General features: G+C 63.2%; 18 protein-coding genes. 15 read left to right on the top strand and 3 right to left on the bottom strand.

Features of this window, described 5'->3' with window-relative positions; all coding sequences use genetic code 11:
- Positions 1–245 precede the first annotated feature (245 nt).
- From XB14_RS08310 to XB14_RS08280, 7 genes are all read left to right on the top strand, one after another.
- On the top strand, positions 246–1337 hold the full coding sequence (locus XB14_RS08310) for a branched-chain amino acid ABC transporter substrate-binding protein (RefSeq protein ID WP_077961146.1): 1092 nt from the start codon (positions 246–248) through the stop codon (positions 1335–1337).
- Positions 1334–2341 carry a P1 family peptidase gene (locus XB14_RS08305; RefSeq protein WP_077961145.1) on the top strand — a complete coding sequence of 336 codons (1008 nt, stop codon included), beginning with the start codon at positions 1334–1336 and terminating at the stop codon, positions 2339–2341. Before XB14_RS08310 ends, XB14_RS08305 begins: the two co-directional genes overlap by 4 nt.
- Before the next feature lie 76 nt (positions 2342–2417).
- Positions 2418–3095 carry a ribulose-phosphate 3-epimerase gene (gene rpe / locus XB14_RS08300; RefSeq protein ID WP_077961929.1) on the top strand — a complete coding sequence of 226 codons (678 nt, stop codon included), beginning with the start codon at positions 2418–2420 and terminating at the stop codon, positions 3093–3095.
- On the top strand, positions 3092–3835 hold the full coding sequence (locus tag XB14_RS08295) for a DUF2259 domain-containing protein (protein WP_077961144.1): 744 nt from the start codon (positions 3092–3094) through the stop codon (positions 3833–3835). Before rpe ends, XB14_RS08295 begins: the two co-directional genes overlap by 4 nt.
- On the top strand, positions 3832–4392 hold the full coding sequence (locus XB14_RS08290; protein WP_143348291.1) for a hypothetical protein: 561 nt from the start codon (positions 3832–3834) through the stop codon (positions 4390–4392). The genes XB14_RS08295 and XB14_RS08290 overlap by 4 nt, the downstream gene beginning before the upstream one ends.
- A gap of 62 nt (positions 4393–4454) precedes the next feature.
- On the top strand, positions 4455–5756 hold the full coding sequence (gene purB / locus XB14_RS08285; protein WP_077961143.1) for an adenylosuccinate lyase: 1302 nt from the start codon (positions 4455–4457) through the stop codon (positions 5754–5756).
- Positions 5757–5909: 153 nt separating this feature from the next.
- Entirely contained in the window at positions 5910–6215 is a 306-nt protein-coding gene (locus XB14_RS08280) for a PilZ domain-containing protein (protein ID WP_077961142.1), read from the top strand.
- 197 nt (positions 6216–6412) lie between these two features.
- Here XB14_RS08280 and XB14_RS08275 read toward each other — a convergent pair whose 3' ends face one another.
- Positions 6413–7228 carry a DUF2189 domain-containing protein gene (locus XB14_RS08275; RefSeq protein ID WP_077961141.1) on the bottom strand — a complete coding sequence of 272 codons (816 nt, stop codon included), beginning with the start codon at positions 7226–7228 and terminating at the stop codon, positions 6413–6415.
- A 260-nt stretch (positions 7229–7488) separates the two neighbouring features.
- Between XB14_RS08275 and XB14_RS08270 the strand changes: the two genes are divergently transcribed.
- Together XB14_RS08270 and XB14_RS08265 are read left to right on the top strand one after the other, a co-directional pair.
- On the top strand, positions 7489–8043 hold the full coding sequence (locus XB14_RS08270; RefSeq protein ID WP_077961140.1) for an RBBP9/YdeN family alpha/beta hydrolase: 555 nt from the start codon (positions 7489–7491) through the stop codon (positions 8041–8043).
- Positions 8044–8226: 183 nt separating this feature from the next.
- Entirely contained in the window at positions 8227–10749 is a 2523-nt protein-coding gene (locus XB14_RS08265; RefSeq protein WP_179119559.1) for an EAL and GGDEF domain-containing protein, read from the top strand.
- A 72-nt stretch (positions 10750–10821) separates the two neighbouring features.
- On the opposite strand, the gene XB14_RS08260 is transcribed toward XB14_RS08265, so the two are convergent.
- On the bottom strand, positions 10822–11136 hold the full coding sequence (locus XB14_RS08260) for a DUF1476 domain-containing protein (RefSeq protein ID WP_077961138.1): 315 nt from the start codon (positions 11134–11136) through the stop codon (positions 10822–10824).
- 329 nt (positions 11137–11465) lie between these two features.
- Here XB14_RS08260 and purC point away from each other — a divergent pair, with 329 nt between their 5' ends.
- The 4 genes from purC to XB14_RS08240 all read left to right on the top strand — a co-directional run bounded on the left by purC (position 11466) and on the right by XB14_RS08240 (position 13793).
- A complete protein-coding gene (gene purC, locus XB14_RS08255) occupies positions 11466–12230 on the top strand; it encodes a phosphoribosylaminoimidazolesuccinocarboxamide synthase (protein WP_077961137.1) in 765 nt (254 codons plus the stop codon).
- Between the two features lie 16 nt (positions 12231–12246).
- Positions 12247–12489, top strand: coding sequence for a phosphoribosylformylglycinamidine synthase subunit PurS (gene purS / locus XB14_RS08250; RefSeq protein WP_034794427.1), 243 nt, complete (start codon positions 12247–12249; stop codon positions 12487–12489).
- A gap of 168 nt (positions 12490–12657) precedes the next feature.
- Entirely contained in the window at positions 12658–13329 is a 672-nt protein-coding gene (gene purQ, locus XB14_RS08245) for a phosphoribosylformylglycinamidine synthase subunit PurQ (protein ID WP_077961136.1), read from the top strand.
- Between the two features lie 56 nt (positions 13330–13385).
- Positions 13386–13793 (top strand): hypothetical protein, encoded by a 408-nt coding sequence (locus XB14_RS08240; RefSeq protein WP_077961135.1) that lies wholly within the window; start codon positions 13386–13388, stop codon positions 13791–13793.
- A 100-nt stretch (positions 13794–13893) separates the two neighbouring features.
- Here the strand turns inward: XB14_RS08240 and XB14_RS33140 are convergent, their stop codons facing one another.
- Positions 13894–14124: a DUF1127 domain-containing protein gene (locus XB14_RS33140; protein ID WP_419178569.1), complete on the bottom strand. Its 231-nt coding sequence runs from the start codon at positions 14122–14124 to the stop codon at positions 13894–13896.
- A gap of 106 nt (positions 14125–14230) precedes the next feature.
- Between XB14_RS33140 and XB14_RS08230 the strand changes: the two genes are divergently transcribed.
- Together XB14_RS08230 and XB14_RS08225 are read left to right on the top strand one after the other, a co-directional pair.
- Entirely contained in the window at positions 14231–15649 is a 1419-nt protein-coding gene (locus tag XB14_RS08230) for a PLP-dependent aminotransferase family protein (RefSeq protein ID WP_077961134.1), read from the top strand.
- Between the two features lie 73 nt (positions 15650–15722).
- Positions 15723–16301, top strand: coding sequence for an acyloxyacyl hydrolase (locus tag XB14_RS08225; protein ID WP_143348289.1), 579 nt, complete (start codon positions 15723–15725; stop codon positions 16299–16301).
- The last annotated feature ends 16 nt before the right edge of the window (positions 16302–16317 follow it).

Below are 16317 nucleotides of genomic sequence, written 5' to 3'. Positions count from 1 at the left end.
ATGAAACCCGCCGGAGGGAGAATCTTGCACATCTGCGGCGTGGCCGTGACGCGGATTGAACCTTCTTCGCCACGAACGGCATCTTTTCCTTTGACGCCGCGGGGCACATCCTTAAAACATGCGGCAACGACCGTGCCTCGCGTCTGACGCGAGCGGCACCGGAAGACGAAGCTGTGGTGGCTGGCCGTAGGATTTTGCCCCGGATCGGTTCGGTCGGGGGGAGCATACGGCAGCGGAGTAAGTGAATGCGTCGATCCATTGTCACCAGCCTTATCCTCGCCGGACTGGCGCAGGCGACACCGGCTTTGGCGGCCGGCATCAAGGTGGCGGTCGTGGCGCCGGTGGAAGGTCCGTTCGTGCCGCTCGGCAAGCAGATCATCGATGGCGCCGGCTTCAAGGCCGGTGATCGCGGCAGCGAGATCGTCGTCATTCCCGAGACCTGCGACGCGGCGGGTAACGAGACGCTGACCAAGGCATTGCTTGCCGCAGGCGCCGAGGCAGCCGTCGGCTTTCTCTGCACGGAAAGCCTCGATGCGACGCTTCCGGCGCTCACCGAGGCGGGCTTGCCCGCGATCACGCTCAGCGTGCGGTCCGATATCCTGATGGAAGACGCGCTCAAGAACAAATGGCCGCTCTTCCGCCTCGCGCCGAGTGGCAATGCCGAAGCTGCGGCGATCGTCGACGTGATTGTCAATCGCTGGAAGGACAAGCCGATCGCGCTCGTCGACGATGGCACGATCCACAGCCGGGAACTGGTCGAGGCCGTGCGCGCAGCACTCGCCGAAATCGGAATGACGCCGGTCTTCAGCGACACCTACCGGCCGGCGCAGGAGCAGCAGATCAACCTGGTGCGGCGCCTGGTGAAAAGTGGTGCCACTCATGTCTTCACCGGCGGCGACCGACAGGACACCGCCGTGATCGCCCGCGATGCGCTGGGCGAAGGCGCGAGCCTCACCTTGCTCGGCGGCGATGCCTTGAACGCGGCCGACTTGACCGTGCCGCTTGCCGATGGCGTGCTGGCGGTGACCCTGCCGGATGCGGCGCAATCGCCGGAAGGCAAACCCTTCGCCGACGAAATGCGGGCCGCCGGCATCGAGCCGGAAGGCTATGTGATGTCGGCATTTGCCGTCATGGCCTTGCTGGAGGAGGCCAAGGACCGGGCTGCTGAGGATGACAAGCCGCTGAGCGAAGCGATCGCCGGCAAGGGTCCCTACCCGACCGTTCTCGGCCTCACCGCATTCAATGCTCAGCACGAGCGCGCCGACAATCCCTACCGTTTGATGCAGTGGCAAGGCAGCCGTTTCGTGCCCGCGGCCGCTGAAGGAGCCACCCCATGATGCGCACCGGGCCGTTGAACCTGATCACCGATGTTGCAGGTCTGACGGTCGGCAACGCCGAAGACCATCGCCTGAAGTCGGGCGTCACCGCGATCGTCTGCGACCCGCCGGCAACGGCCGCGGTCCAGGTCCTGGGCGGTGCGCCGGGAACCCGGGAAACCGACCTGCTCGACCCGCACAATACGGTGCAGACGGTTGACGCGCTCGTGCTTTCCGGCGGTTCGGCCTTCGGGCTCGATGCCGCCTCCGGCGCCCAGGCAGCACTTCGGGAAATGGGCCGTGGCTTTGCCGTCGGACCGCACCGGATACCGATCGTGCCGACGGCGATCCTGTTCGACCTGATCAACGGTGGCGACAAGGATTGGGGGCGGTTCCCGCCCTATCGCGAACTCGGTTTCGAGGCTGTCCAGCGGGCCGCAACGACCTTTTCGACCGGCTCGGCAGGCGCCGGCACCGGCGCGCTGACCGCCACCTTGAAGGGCGGTCTCGGTTCGGCATCGACGGTTCTGCCGAACGGCATCACCATCGGTGCGCTTGTCGCCGTCAACGCGCTTGGATCCGCCACCGTCGGCGAGACCGGGCATTTCTGGTCCGCGCCCTTCGAGCTGGAGAGCGAATTCGGCGGGCTTGGCCTGCCTCATCCGTTGCCAGCCGATGCGGCCGATATCCGCATCAAGTTCCGCGACCGCCAGGCGGCCGTCGTCAACACGACGATCGCGGTCATCGCCACGGATGCGGTACTGACGAAGGCGGAGGCGAAGCGTCTGGCGATCGCTGCCCATGACGGTTTTTCCCGCGGGCTCTGGCCCGCGCACACGCCGCTCGATGGCGACCTGATCTTCGCGCTTGCGACCGGCGCCAGCGGCAAGACAGCGACGCTTGAGGATTTCATCGATCTCGGCGCGGTCGCCGCTTCGACCATGGCGCGCGCGATCGCCCGCGGTGTTCACGATGCGACGCCGGCCGAAAACGATCTCATGCCGTGCTGGTCTGAGCTTCGCTGACGCAGCTTTGATCGCAGGCATGTTGTTTGCCGGGCCTGGCGGTGCTATTCCCGCCGAAAACACGCTGGAGCGCGCCATGACCCATCCTATCCGCATTGCCCCGTCGATCCTGGCGGCCGATTTCTCCAAGCTCGGTCAGGAGGTTCGCGATGTCGTCGATGCTGGCGCGGACTGGATCCATCTCGATGTCATGGACGGTCATTTCGTGCCGAACATCACCTTCGGCCCGGATGTCATCAAGTCGCTGCGCCGCTACACCGATGCGACGTTCGACTGCCATCTGATGATTTCGCCCGCCGATCCGTTTGTGGAAGCTTTTGCCAAGGCCGGCTGCGATATCCTGACGGTCCATGCCGAAGCCGGTCCGCATCTTCACCGCTCGCTGCAGACCGTAAAGTCGCTCGGCAAGAAGGCTGGCGTCTCGCTCAATCCGGCAACGCCCGAGAGCGCGATCGAGTACGTGCTCGACGAGGTTGACCTCATCCTTGTCATGACCGTCAATCCGGGCTTCGGCGGGCAGAAATTCATCGATGCGACGGCGGAAAAGATCCGTCGTATCAAGGCGATGATCGGCGATCGGCCGATCGAGATCGAAGTCGACGGCGGCATTGCGCCCGAAACGGCGGCCACTGCCGCCGGCGCTGGCGCCAATGTCCTTGTCGCCGGTTCGGCGATCTTCAAGGGCCGCTCCGTCGAGGCCTATCGTGCTGCGATCGAGGCGATCCGTGCGCCCGCAAGAAAGGCCTATCGATGAGGCTACGCGCGGCACTTCCCGGCGTACTTTCGCTCGCTGCCGCGACAGTCGCATCGCCGACCCTCGCCGGCGACTATGCCGCGCTGCAGCCGATCGGCTTTTCGGCCGACGGCAATGTCTTTGCCTTCGAGGAATATGGCGTCCAGGACGGCTCCGGCTTTCCCTATTCGACCATCTATGTGATCGACACGCGCAATGACAGCTTCCTGCCGGGCGCACCGGTGCGTGCCGTCAGCCGCGAGGATGGCAGTCCGCTGTCGAAGGCGCGCCATGAAGCCCGTCGCCGCGCCGCCCCCCTGATCGACGCCTATCGGCTGGCCGACGCGCCCGGGCTGCTCGCGGCCTTCAATCCGATCACGGAAGCCAACACCAAGCCGCTGGCGCTCACCTACGATTCCTTTGCGGCTGACGAAGCCTTCCGCGAGACCTATTCGGTAACGCTTGAGGAAAAGACCTTCGAGCCGGAAGGCATCTGCAAGGATTTCCTGAAGGAGGCCAAGGGTTTTCGTCTGTCGATGACGATGAAGGCGCGCGCGCCGGCAAAAGACGTGCTTCAGGACGACAGCCGCATACCGGAAAGTCGCCGTTGCCCCACCGGCTACCAGATCGGCGGCGCCGTCACCCACCGGAACGACGATGGTTCGGAGACCCATGTGATCATGGTGCTCGTGAAATCTCTCGGCTTCGAAGGCACGACGGACGGACGCTGGATCGCGATCCCGACGCGGATCGCGAAATGAACGAGGCAGCCGCCAGCGTCGAAGCGAAAGCAGGGCGTGCGGCGGCTGGTGCCCGGAAACGGGCCCGCCTCGCCCGGTCCGTTCCGAGCGTGCCTTTGTTGCTCTTCGGCGCGCCTTTCTGGAGCGCGGCGATGACACTGTCGGCTTGGTTCGCGCTCTGGCTGTTTGAACGGGACGTGACCTTTCATCTGGCCGAGCTGCTGTGGCTCTTCGGGTCTGGTGCCCTTCTTGCCTGGCCGCCGTCGCTGTTTCTGGCCCGCTTCGCAGCGCTCGGACGCCGAGCGGAAACGCGTTTCGCTGCCTATCTCTTTTTCCTTTCGCTCGGCACGATCGGAGTGACGGCACTGCTCTTTGCGCTCGACTACCGAGAGTTCTATTCGCAATGGCACGCTCCGATCGGAACCCGGACCTGGTTCTTCCAGTTCGCTTTTACGACGCTCATCGCCTTCTACCAGTTTCTCGTGATGGGACTTCGCCTCTATTTGCCGATCGGCGGTGTTATACTCGTCGCCGTCAGCCTGTGGCTGGCAAGCGATCGCTTTGCGCAACGGCGTTGAGCTTCACGGCTATCTTTGCTAGAGGCACGGCCATCCTCCACTGACGACGAAAGCTTAAGCCCATGATCCCCCGTTACTCCCGACCGGAAATGGTGGCCATCTGGTCGCCGGAAACGAAATTCCGCATCTGGTTCGAGATCGAGGCCCACGCCTGCGATGCGCTTGCCGAAATCGGCGTGATCCCGAAGGATGCAGCCCGCACGATCTGGGAAAAGGGCGGCGCTGCCACCTTCGACGTCGCGCGCATCGACGAGATCGAGGCCGTCACCAAGCATGACGTCATCGCCTTCCTGACGCATCTTGCCGAATTCGTCGGCCCGGACAGCCGTTTCATCCACCAGGGCATGACCTCGTCTGACGTGCTGGATACCTGCTTCAACGTCCAGCTGGTGCGGGCGACGGATCTGCTGCTCGCCGACCTCGACAAGCTGCTCGAAGCCCTGAAGCGCCGCGCCGTCGAGCACAAGGACACGGTGACGATCGGCCGCTCGCACGGCATTCACGCCGAGCCGACCACTTTCGGGGTCAAGCTGGCACTCGCCTATGCCGAGTTCGACCGTTGCAAGCAGCGTCTCATCGCCGCGCGCGAGGAAGTTGCCACCTGCGCGATCTCGGGCGCCGTCGGCACCTTCGCCAACATCGACCCGCGCGTGGAGGAACACGTCGCCAAGGCGCTTGGCCTGAAGCCGGAACCGGTTTCCACCCAGGTCATCCCGCGTGACCGTCATGCGATGTATTTCGCCACCCTCGGCGTCATCGCCTCGTCGATCGAGCGCCTTGCCACCGAGATCCGCCATCTGCAGCGGACCGAGGTTCTCGAGGCGGAAGAGTATTTCTCGCCGGGCCAGAAGGGCTCGTCGGCGATGCCGCACAAGCGCAACCCGGTCCTGACCGAGAACCTCACGGGCCTTGCCCGCATGGTTCGCGCCTTCTCCATCCCCGCCATGGAAAACGTTGCCCTCTGGCATGAGCGCGACATCTCGCACTCCTCGGTCGAGCGCATGATCGGCCCCGATGCGACGGTGACGCTCGACTTCGCGCTGGCGCGTCTGACAGGCGTGATCGACAAGCTGCTCGTCTATCCCGAGAACATGACCAAGAACATGAACAAGTTCCGCGGGCTCGTGCATTCGCAGCGCGTGCTTCTGGCGCTGACGCAGGCCGGCGTGTCGCGTGAGGACGCGTACCGCCTGGTGCAGCGCAACGCCATGAAGGTCTGGGAACAGGGCAAGGACTTCCTCGAAGAGCTGCTCGCCGATGCGGAAGTTCGCGCCGCGCTGTCTGAAGAAGACATCCGCGAAAAGTTCGACCTCGGTTACCACACCAAGCACGTCGACACGATCTTCAAGCGTGTTTTCGGCTGAGTGCCCGCACTGAGCGGACGGCCGTAGGCCATTGGTTTTGTTGCCATGCCCGCATTTGGAGCACGCCGCTCGAATGCGGGCATTTCTGTTAGCAGGAAATTCACGCATTGCGTGCAAAATTCAGGGCCTGTCAATCCAGGTTCTGAGGATCACATGGCCTACAAGGACAGTGTCGAGCGGGCGACGCAGCGCACGCAAACGAAAATTACGGGAACGGTGACCGTCAAGTCCGGTTCCAGCAACGGTATCGTCAAGGACCTTTCGGCGGAGGGCATCTGCTTTCAGCTTCTCTTCGACATCGGCGCCAAGACGGGGCAGGAAGTGACGATCAGAAGCGAGGAGCTCGGCTTCCTGACCGGCATGGTCCGCTGGTATCGCGGCGACAAGATCGGCATCAAGCTCAACCTGTCGTCCAACACGGCGGCGCAGATCTCATCCTATTACAAGCACTTTCGCTAGAGCATCCTGCCTTCAAGTGGAATCACTTGCGGGCGGAAAGATGCTCTAGAATCAAAGTGCTGGAGCGTCCTTTGTGCGTTCGTATGAACGCACGGCGCTCTAGGCCCGGTTTCGCGCCGGCAGATGCGCCGAAAAACGCCGCACGTCGACCGACCTGCGGCGCTTTTCTCATTTGGCGATTGTGTCGTGCCGCACAATTACCGTGAACGGGCGCGCGGACCTGGCTCCACCATCTTGCGATAAAGGTGCCAGGTGGCGTGGCCGAAGATCGGCATGATGACCGCGAGGCCGACGAAGACCGGGATCGAGCCAATCACCAGACCGGCGGCGATGATGAAACCCCAGACGGCGACAGGCACCGGGTTGACGAGGGTTGCGCGGATGGAGGTCTCGACCGCGGACACGGCCCCGACGTCCCGATCGATCAGCAACGGGAACGACACGACGGACGTCGACAGCACGATGACTGCGAAGACGAAGCCGACGGCGTTGCCGACGAGGATGAGATTCCAGCCCTGCTCGGTGCTGACGACGCCGTTCCAGAAGGCGGCGATCGAAGCCGGCGGTGCCGTCCCGAAGATCTGCGCATAGAGCGCCTGCGCAACCAGCAGCCAGAGAATGAACACGACGAACAGCATGGCGGCGACGGCCATGATCGACGGCAGAGCCGGAGAGCGATGCAGACGAAGCGCATGCGGCCAGGAGTAGTCCATGCCGAGTTCTCGCCGTCGGCTGATTTCGTAAAGGCCGATCGCGGCGACAGGGCCGATCAGCGCGAAGCCGGAGGCAAGAGGATAAAGCAGCGGCAGCATGTTGGCGCCCGCGCTCCAGGTGATCAGAACGGCACCGGCTATCGGGTAGATCAGGCAAAGAAAGACGTAGTGCGACGGCTTTTCGCGAAAATCGTCAAATCCAAGGCGCAAGGCGTCGAACACATCCGCGACGCCGATCTTCTTTATTCCGGGATGGGCGACACTCGCGTCCGCTCCCGACAGGACATGGAATGTTGTCATGGCTCACACTCCTCAACGAACCAGAGCGGCCACGGAACAGCGATGCGGCGAAACCAAGCCGCACCATCCGCGACCGTCCGTTCGATTATACAGAAAATGCGACCGCTGTCGCCTGCCCCTCTTTCCGCCGAGAGGCGGCCGATTGACGGGCGAGACACCACGCCCGTCGCGCAGCTTTCATGCCCCCTGGCACGCCTTGATGGGCGAGCAATGCCGGAGGCCTTGACTTCGGCGTCTTTCAGCGCCACATCGCGGCCACCATGAAAGTATCCGACGCTCATATCCTCATCGTTCCAGGCTACACCAACTCCGGACCGGAGCACTGGCAGACCCGCTGGGAGCGCAAGATGTCGACCGCGCGCCGCGTCGAGCAGGCCGAGTGGTCAAAGCCCGTCCGCGAGGACTGGGTGGCCCGCATGGTCGAGGAGGTCAATGCGTCGGAAAAGCCGGTGGTCATCGTCGCTCATTCGCTCGGTGTCGCGACCGCCGTCCACGCCCTGCCCCATTTCCAGAAGCCGATTGCCGGCGCCTTCCTCGTGGCGCCGCCGGATGTTGCCAACCCGACGATCCGTCCGAAGCACCTGATGACCTTCGGCCCCTATCCCCGCGATCCTCTTCCCTTCCCGTCGCTGATGGTCGCCAGCCGCAACGATCCGTTCGGCTCCTATGAACACGCCGGCGAAATCGCCAACGCCTGGGGTTCGCTGCTCGTCGACGCCGGAGAATCCGGCCACATCAACACCGAGTCCGGCCATGGACCATGGCCGGAAGGAACGATGGTGTTTGCCCAGTTCCTGAGCCGGCTCAAACCCTGACGCGTCGCATCGGCTCGCTGACGCCTTATTAATCCGACGTTCATTGTCCGCGGTCATCATCGCCGGGCTCGACAATGCGACTCGTCTCCGTGATGGTGCGGAGCGCTGTCTGACCTTGATTTGCGGCCCCATTGACCGGCTCCTTCCGGTTGGTTGTCTGGCCGCAGATACTGGACATGGGAAGTGGCCGTAAACGAACGTCTCACCAAAGGTGCGTCTGGCGCACCGGGGCATCCGGATGCTCTGACTCAGGCCACCCTGGAACGGTTGCCGGCAGGCGCCGTCGTTGTCGATGGGCATGGACGGGTTCTCGCGGCCAACGCCCGCGCCGGCGAAGTGCTCGGTCGCGCACCGGGCCAGTTGCAACAGGCATTTCTGAGCGAATTCGTAGAGGACGAGGACCGACCCCGCCTGCCGCCGCGCGCCGCGTTGACGGTCGCAGAGACGATCCGTTTCCTTGGTCCCGACCGCTCCGTGCCGATGCTCGTTTCCTCGTCGCCGACGCGGTTCGGCGACAAGGCCGGCTCGCTGCTCCTGATGCTGCCGGCCGATGATTTCGTCAACGAGATCGCCCGACTGCGCAACGACGAGACCCGCTGGAAATATGCGCTCGACAGCGCGCTCGAAGGCGTCTGGGACCACGACTTCGAGACCGGCGACCTCTTCTACTCCGCCACCTGGAAGCGACTGCGTGGCCTGCCTGAGGACGCCGAGGTCGACGGTTCCCTTGAAACCTGGATTCAAAGCGTTCACCCGGACGACCATGCGCATGTGCGCGCCGCGATCGAGCGGCAGGATTCGGGCGCGGCCATCTTCAACAACTTCGAGTATCGCGAGCGCCATGCGGACGGTCACTGGATCTGGATCGAAAGCCGCGGCGCCTCGGTTGCCTACTGGCCGGATGGCAGGCCGAGCCGCATCATCGGCACGGACACCGACATCACCGCCCGCAAGGAGGCGGAGGCACGGCTCGAGGAGGTCTCGCGCCGGCTGCGGCTGGCGCTCGGCGTCTCGAAGATCGGCGTGTTCGACTTCAATCTCGACATCGAGCGCGACGACTGGGACGAGCGCATGTTCGAGATCTACGGTCTCGACCCGGGCGACGGGCCGCCCAGTTCCGAGACCTGGGAAAACTGCCTTCACCCAGGGGATCGCGACGCCGTCATCGCCAGGACCGAAGAAGGCATCGCCTCGGGAAAACCCTATAGCAACGCCTTCCGCATCGTGCGGCCGGACGGCTCCGTCCGCCACATCCGCTCGAATGCAGCGACCTATGTCGATCATCTGGGAACCCGCAAGCTCATCGGCGCCAACTGGGACGTCACCGAAGACATTGCGCTGCAGGAAGAGCTGCGCCAGGCCAAGGGCTCGGCGGAAGCCCGGAACCGCGAACTGGAGCAGGCGCGGATAAGGATCGAGTACAACGCGCTGCACGACTACCTGACTGACCTGCCGAACCGTCGTTATCTCGATCAGATGCTGACGGAGAACGTCGCCGTCAACGCGATCCTGCATATCGACCTCGACCGGTTCAAGCAGATCAACGACACGCTTGGCCATCAGGCCGGCGACGCGATGCTGACGCATGCGGCCGCCATCCTGCGCGCCCATGCCCGCCATGACGATTTCATCGCCCGTATCGGCGGCGACGAATTCGTCATCCTCTGCCGCCGGGACCGAGACCTGCCGCAACTGAGCGAGCTTGCCGAGCGGATCGTCCATGCCTTCCGTCGCCCTATCCCCTATGACGGCCAGCTCTGCCGACTGGGTGCGAGCATCGGCATTGCCTGGAAGGGGCAGGAGGACGTCGATGCAAAACAGCTGCTGATGAATGCCGACATCGCGCTCTATCGGGCAAAGAGCCTCGGACGTGACCGCGTCGAAGTGTTTTCCGAGCTCATTCAAACCCAGATCCTCAACGCCAAGCGCATCGGCGACGACATCCGCCAGGCGATCGAGGAAGGGCAGTTCACGGTCTACTACCAGCCGCAGTTCCATGCGCGCACGCTGGAGATAACCGGCGTCGAGGCTCTGGTGCGATGGAACCATCCCGAGCGCGGCATCCTCGCCCCCTTCCATTTCCTGAAAGTGGCCGAGGAGATCAACGTCCTGCCGGCAATCGACCGGAAGGTAGTCGAGATCGCCTATCGCGACTTTCAGTCCTGGCAGCGTGAGGGCCTGGGCGTGCCCAAGCTCTCGGTCAACATGTCCTCGCCGCGCCTGCGCGATCCGGGCCTCGTCGCCGACCTCAGCGACATGCGGATCCCGCCGGGTGTGCTTTCGCTCGAACTTCTGGAGTCGATCTTCCTCGATGACCTCGAGGACGAGATCGCCGAGACCATTTCGGCGCTCGGCGACCTCGGCATCGAAATCGAGATCGACGATTTCGGCACCGGACATGCATCGATCATCGGTCTGCTCAATCTCAATCCGGCCCGGCTCAAGATCGACCGGGCGCTCGTCGGCCCGATGACTGAAAGCGCAAAACAAGCGAAGCTGGTGCGGGCGATCATCGACATCGGCCATTCGCTCAACATCGCCGTCGTCGGCGAGGGCGTCGAGACCTGGGAACATGCGGCGATGCTGCGGGACCTCGGCTGCGACGTGCTTCAGGGCTACGCGCTCGCGCGGCCGATGGACCGCCTGGAGCTGGAGCAGCGATTGCGCCGCGGCTGGAAGCCGGTCTTCGGAGGGCCGGAGAAATAAGAAGCACAAACAAAAACCGCCCGTCCTGATGGACGGGCGGCGCTTCAATCGGTGGTGCAACAGCCTTTCGGCTTATTTGCTCTGAACCTGCTGGACCGCTTCGCCGAGCAGTTCGAGCATGCGCACGCGGATCTGCTCTTCGGTCTGGGCAACGCCCGCCGCGTCGAAATCCGCCTTGATCTTGCGCACGACGTCTTCGTGGCCGGCCTCTTCGAAATCGGCAGCCACCACTTCGCTGGCATAGGCGTCGGCGTCGGCCTTGCCGAGCAGGCCGGCGGCCCACAGGCCGAGCAGCTTGTTGCGACGCGCTTCAGCCTTGAACCTCAGCTCTTCGTCCATCGCAAACTTTGCTTCGAAGGCTTTTTCGCGATCCTGCATCGACGTCATCAATCAATCTCCCTGAGAATTCCATGCTGAAATCAGTTTATCGCCATAAATCAAAACGAAGGTCAAACTGCAATGCGAACTTTTCCGGTTTGATGACTTTCATGTTACCCTTCCGCCGTTCCTTGATCGCATTCCATCGCGGATGAGAACATCGCCGCGTCGTGCGGCTGCGGCAACCTCGGCGCACTTTGAGAGGACGCGCGGCGCCCTATGCAAATCAGGGGAACGGGAAGATACGCCGATTGTGAAATCGGTTCTTTTCGGCTATGGACCCCGAGAGATAGTCCACGCGCGTCCCGAGAGCGCCAACAACCACAGAGACAAAATTCATGAATCGTCGCCGCCGTATCTACGAGGGCAAGGCCAAGATCCTCTATGAGGGTCCGGAGCCGGGCACGCTCATCCAGTTTTTCAAGGACGACGCGACCGCTTTCAACAAGAAAAAGCATGACGTCATCGATGGCAAGGGCGTGCTGAACAACCGGATTTCCGAGTATATCTTCACGCACCTGAACCGCATCGGCATCCCGACGCACTTCATCCGCCGTCTCAACATGCGCGAGCAGTTGATCAAGGAAGTCGAGATCATCCCGCTCGAGATTGTCGTGCGCAACGTTGCCGCCGGCTCGCTCGCCAAGCGCCTCGGCATCGAGGAGGGCACGATCCTCCCCCGCTCGATCATCGAATTCTATTACAAGGCCGATGCGCTCGACGACCCGATGGTCTCCGAAGAGCACATCACCGCGTTTGGTTGGGCAAGCCCGCAGGAACTTGATGACGTCATGGCGCTCGCCATCCGCATCAACGATTTCCTGACCGGCCTGTTCCTCGGCGTCGGCATCCAGCTCGTCGACTTCAAAATCGAGTGCGGTCGCCTGTTCGAGGGCGACATGATGCGCATTATCCTCGCGGACGAAATTTCCCCGGACAGCTGCCGTCTGTGGGACATCGAGACCAAGGAAAAGCTGGACAAGGACCGCTTCCGCCGCGACCTCGGTGGTCTCGTCGAGGCCTACCAGGAAGTCGCCCGCCGTCTCGGCATCATGAACGAGAACGAACCGGTGCGTGGCACCGGTCCGGTTCTGGTAAAGTAACATCGGGGAAATCAAAGTGATCAAGGCACGTGTAACCGTGACGCTGAAGAACGGCGTTCTCGATCCGCAGGGTAAGGCAATCGAAGGTGCGCTCGGTGCGCTCGGCTTCGACGGCATCGGCCAGGTTCGTCAGGGCAAGGTCTTCGACCTGCAGATCGAATCGGCAGACAAGGCCAAGGCCGAGGAAGACTTGAAGGCCATGTGCGAAAAGCTGCTCGCCAACACGGTGATCGAGAACTACAGCATCTCGTTCGCCTGATCGGTCAGGCATGAAGATCGGTCCGCGTCTTCGGGCGCGGAACCAGCCTCTAAGAAACGACGAGCAGCGCACGCCCAATGGGAGTCGTGCTGCGATCGTCGCAAGTGGTGCCTGGCTCGTCGGGGTGCGGCATCAAGATTTGATCTCGCCGCTAACGGAGACAGAGATATGAAGTCAGCCGTCGTCCAGCTTCCGGGCCTCAATCGCGACCGCGACATGATCGCGGCCCTCACCAAGATTTCCGGCAAGGCGCCTGTCACCGTCTGGCAGACCGAGACCGAGATTCCGGATGTCGACCTGATCGTCATCCCCGGCGGCTTTTCCTATGGCGACTACCTGCGCTGCGGCGCGATCGCCGCGCGCATGCCGGTCATGCAGGCGATCAAGGCCAAGGCGGAAAAGGGCGTGAAGGTGCTCGGCGTCTGCAACGGCTTCCAGATCCTCGTCGAGGCCGGCCTGCTGCCGGGCGCGCTGATGCGCAACGCCTCGCTCAAGTTCGTCTGCCGTGAGGTCAAGCTTGAGGTCGTAAACGCCGACACCGACTTCACCCGCGCCTATTCCAAGGGCCAGGTGATCCGCTCGCCCGTCGCTCATCACGACGGCAACTACTTCGCCGACGCCGAGACGTTGAAGACGATCGAAGGCAATGGCCAGGTCGTCTTCCGCTACGCCGAAGGCACCAATCCGAACGGCTCGATGAACGACATCGCAGGTGTGATGAATGCGCAAGGCAACGTGCTCGGCATGATGCCGCATCCGGAAAACCTTATCGAAGCCGCGCATGGCGGTTCCGACGGCCGCGGCCTCTTTGCTTCTGCACTTGAAGTAATCGCCGCTTAACCATCCGCCTGATAGAAGGCATCCGACCCATCCCCGATTTGCGAGCGAGACCGTCGATGCCTTCATTTGTCCCTGCACGCCTGACCGGCCTTGCCTGCGCAACATTCGGTCTTGCGCTTCTGGCCTCGTGCCAGTCGCCGAAGCCGCCTGCACCGAGCCCGAACACGGCCGCGCTGCCGACCATGGAACGCGTGGCGCTCGGCGCCAACAGCTGCTGGTTCAAATCCGGCGATGCCGCATTCAAATCCTATCGCCTGGCGCCGGAACTCAATTCCTTCTCCGGCCGCCCGCGCATCCTGATCGTGCCGCGCAAGTCGCCGGAAGCGCGCCCCCTCGCCGTCGTTCAGGCCGAGGGCAATCCGGCCCGCCTGCAGGCCTTCGGACCGTTGATGAGCGAACCGACGGGAACGCGCATGGCTGCCGACATCAGGCGCTGGGCCGCCGGCGGACAGGGCTGCAAGTAAGACTTCGCTCAATTGCCGAATGTTTCCAAGGGCCGGCGCGATCCCCAAGGGTTACGCCGGCCCTTTTTCTATGCGCGGTCAGGGGCACAATACCGATCGGCTACCGCCAGAACGGCACCTGTGATTCCTGGCGCGCATCCTTTTCGCAAACGCCGATATCCTTGAGCTGCCAGTCGCTCATTTCGCCGAGCGCCAACCGACTGCGGCGCTTGGCCGCCAGTTCGCAATAGAGGCCCCACAGCCGCTTCAGCAGGCCTTCGCGTTCGTCCGAATAGTCGCCGCCCAGCAATGTGCTGGTGCACTCAATGGACTGTGCTTCCGAGCGGGACAAACAAATTGTATCCATTGTACTCATTGATAACCCCAATGCAGCGATTGTCATCGTTGTTATGGTGATAATTGACATATTTCCCGCTGTAATCTAGAGAATTGTCACTATGACAAATTGGCTCCCGGACATACAGCAGGGTCACGGTCCGCTTTACGCGCGGATTGCCGACCAGATCGAACACGCAATTGGCAACGGCGCCCTGCCCGTCGGTGCCAAGTTGCCACCGCAGCGCAACCTCGCCTACGATATCGGGGTGACAATCGGCACGATCGGCCGAGCCTACAACATTGTCCGCGAGCGCGGCCTGGTGAGCGGCGAAGTCGGGCGCGGAACCTATGTGCTAGACCACCCCGAAAGCCGGCCGCCGGAGCAGTCGGACCCGCTGACGACGTCCCTCGCCGGCACCCGGCCGCTGGTGGCGCCGGTCGGCAAGCTCCGGTTTGACAGCACTGCCGCGCCGGATATCGGCCAGGGAACGGTTTTGAGCGAAGTGCTGAGCGAAATCAGCCACGAGCACCATGCGGACATCGCAAGCTACGCGCGCAACTTCCCGGATCACTGGTTCGAGGCGGGCTGCCTGTGGCTGGCGCGCGGTGGCTTCCGCCCGAGGCCGGAAAACATCGTGCCGACGCTCGGCGCCCATGCGGCCGTCGTTGCCGTGATCGCCGCGGTGACGGCGCCCGGCGATCGTATCGCCTTCGAGACGCTGACCTATTCACAGGTCAGTCGCAGCGTCGGCCTGATCGGTCGCCGCACGACGATGGTCGAATCCGACGCCTTCGGCATGATCCCCGACGACTTCGAGCGCGTCTGCGCGCAGCAGCATCCGAAGCTCGCCTTCCTGATGCCGAGCGCGCAGAACCCGACAGTGGCGGTCATGCCGCTCGCCCGCCGCCAGGCGATCGCCGATATCGCCCGCAAATATGGCGTGTGGTTGGTCGAAGACGATCTCTACGGTGCCATGACCGGCGATCAGACGCCGCTGCTCGCCGAACTGGCCCCGGAACGCACCTTCCTGGTCGGCGGTCTTTCGAAGTCGGTCGCCGCCGGCGTTCGCGGCGGCTGGGTCGCCTGCCCTCCGAATTTCGGCCAACGCATCCGCATCGCCCACAAGATGGTCAGCGGCGGCCTACCCTTCATCCTGGCGGAACTTTGCGCCCGGCTGGTGCTTTCCGGTTCGGCTGCGGCCTTGCGCAGCCAGGGTATCGAGGAGGTTCGCGCCCGCGAGGCAATCGCGCGCGAAGTCTTCGAAGGCATCGAGTTCGCCTCCCATCCCTGCATTCCATTCCTCTGGATGAAGTTGCCGGACCCCTGGCTATCCGGCACTTTCAAGCAGGCCGCACTGCAGGAAGGCGTGCTCGTCGACGACGAGGATGAGTTCAAGGCCGGCCGCACCGATCATGTCTTCCACCGGATCCGCATCGGCTTTTCCTCGCCACCCCAGCGCGCCGAGGTAAGGGCCGGCTTCCAGACGCTGAAGCGGCTTCTCGACAGCGGACGAGCCGGCTACGACAGCTTCGAGTGACGATCGAAATCCACCGGGTGACTTTCGGGCAAGGTTGAGCAAGATACTGTTTTAGCAGTCTCAAGGATTCCGCATGCCGCTATCGCTCAGTCTTGCCCAGTCACGCCGCATCGCCTGCCTTCTTCTCATCACAACCACGCTGATCGCCGCACCCGCCTCGGCTGCGGAGCAGATCTTCGACGAAATGCGCTTTGGCGTAGCGACGTCGATCGCCAGTGGCGACAAGCAGGAGGACGGGGTCTTTCCGTCATTCACGGTCTACTTCGATCCGTTCGATGCCGATGGTGCAGCCGATCTTGGCGACAAGCTGCTGCGTCCGCGCGTCTATACCGGCGCAGCTGTGGCCACCTCGTCGAATGGCGTCAACCAGGCCTATGCCGGTTTGAGCTGGACCTTCGACATGACGCAGCGCCTCTTCGTGGAGTTCGGCGCGGGCGGCACGGTTCACGATGGCGATCTCGACGATCCCAACGGTTCCGGTCCGCAACTCGGCTGCCGCTTGCTCTTTCGCGAATACGCCGCCGCCGGCGTGCGCCTCGACGAGCATTGGAACGTTTCGGCGACTGTGGAACATGCGTCGCATGCCAATCTGTGCGACGGTCCCAACAACGGCCTGACACGCGCCGGCCTCGCGCTCGGCTACAAGTTCTAGGGCCGCGTCCTGCCGT

The sequence above is a fragment of the Ensifer adhaerens genome (genome assembly GCF_002007205.1).
GTDB classification, from domain to species: domain Bacteria; phylum Pseudomonadota; class Alphaproteobacteria; order Rhizobiales; family Rhizobiaceae; genus Ensifer; species Ensifer adhaerens_D.
The sequence above is the reverse complement of the archived record's forward strand: the minus strand, read 5'-3'. Positions and strand labels throughout refer to the sequence as shown.